We start from the raw sequence: 1519 nt of genomic DNA on the forward strand, positions 1-1519 counted from the left end.
TTCATATGGCCTTTTTTTGCAAGCAGGACGAGCACCATCCTCGCTGCCGCGATCTCGATCGTCAACGTATCCAACCTGATTGGTAACGCGGCAGACGGGCTGTTTATCGACGATGGATCAAGCTCATATCCGCGGGCTGGTTACCGCATTTCATCTTTCCGTCACGGGGCTACCTCGCTCTTAACCACGGAGATCACGCAGTCGCGTGCTCACAAAAAAATCTCGAGGGTTCCCCACATCGCGCCCGGTGCCGCGTTACCGATCAGGTGGAAGATAGAGGTCTTGCGATAGCAGCTCCTTACTGAAATGACGTGGATAAAAAAATTACTGAAATGTTCAGGCTGGCTGCAGTCGCGTTCCGATGTCCCAGATGAATCCGCATAGTTCACGAGCAATTGCAGCACACGTCTTGTTCTGATGTAGGCCTCGTGCCCGAAGGCGGCGAAATCTTTGGCAGAGCCGAAGCTGCGCTTTCCATGCGATCTCGATGATGTGCCGAGGTTGCCCTTCCAGCCGAGGCTGGAGCGATTCACCGATTCTCGCCGGCAACCGGTAATTCCAGGCTGCCTCGATAAGTATCCTTCGCACGTGCGTGTTGCCAGTTTTGGTCAGCCTGCCTCTTTGCTTCGAGTTTCCGCTGGAATGTTCTGACGGCACAAGTCCCAAGTAGCCCATGAATTCACGTGGATGTGGGAAGCGGCGCAGGTCGCCTAGCTCAGCGACGATGGTAAGCGCAGAGATGAAGTCGATACTACGCAGGGTCATCAGACCTTTGACCATCGGCAACCACCGCCAGGTTTCGGCATGGGCGCGCAGCGACTGCGTGAGGCGCTCGACGAGTTCGGTGGCAAACCGCACCGCGATCCGGTACTCGGTAAAGACGATATGCTGGGCGGAATCCTCGAACTTGATCTTAGAGAGAAAGAGCTCATGCTTTGGACCCCAGCGCGTGCCGGTATAGGCATGACCATGGCGAAGCAGGAAGGATTTGAGCCTCTGACGCACTCTGCGCTGGTCGTTCACAGCATCCTCGCGGGCGCGAACCAGGTCTCGGATCGCTTCATCTTGCGGCTTGGGAACCGCCACTGGCACAAGTTCGCCCGCCCGATGCAGTCTCGCTAGTAGTAGCGCGTCGCGGCGGTCCGTCTTGATTCTGTCGGCCGGCCGGCGGGCGACGCGCGATGGAGCAACTACTTCACAGTGATACCCCTGCTCGCGCAGCGCACGCACTAGTCCATAGCCGCAGGGGCCTGCCTCATGGCAAATGCTGAGCTCCGATGGTGCGCCAAGTTTCGAAAGCGCTTTGGTTAGCGAAATGACGCTATAGCGGGTCGTGCCGACGAAGTGTGGATCGTCCCGTGAATAGGCCGCGGCCGATGCGATAGCAATCGAATCCTTGTGCACGTCGAGCCCGACATAAAACTTGATCTTGTCCATGACTGTCTCCGTGGTTCAGTGAAGGTCGTCCAATTATCGGATGAACGTCAACGCCGCGTTCTCTGGAGGCCATCATGTCTTA

General features: G+C 57.0%; 2 protein-coding genes. One reads left to right on the forward strand and one right to left on the reverse strand.

From position 1 onward, the window contains the following. On the forward strand, positions 1-291 hold a 291-nt coding region (locus ACRXB1_RS35850), incomplete at its 5' end, for a hypothetical protein (RefSeq protein ID WP_449494747.1). Positions 292-336: 45 nt separating this feature from the next. Here ACRXB1_RS35850 and ACRXB1_RS35855 read toward each other — a convergent pair. Further along, complete coding sequence (locus ACRXB1_RS35855; protein WP_449494748.1) at positions 337-1437, reverse strand: IS110 family transposase; 1101 nt, start codon at positions 1435-1437, stop codon at positions 337-339. Positions 1438-1519: the final 82 nt, after the last annotated feature.

Source organism: Caballeronia sp. M23-90 (assembly GCF_053574605.1).

Excerpts from the sequence above, each read along its gene's own strand:
- ACRXB1_RS35855 (WP_449494748.1), bottom strand. The coding sequence starts at position 1,437 with ATGGACAAGATCAAGTTTTATGTCGGGCTCGACGTGCACAAGGATTCG.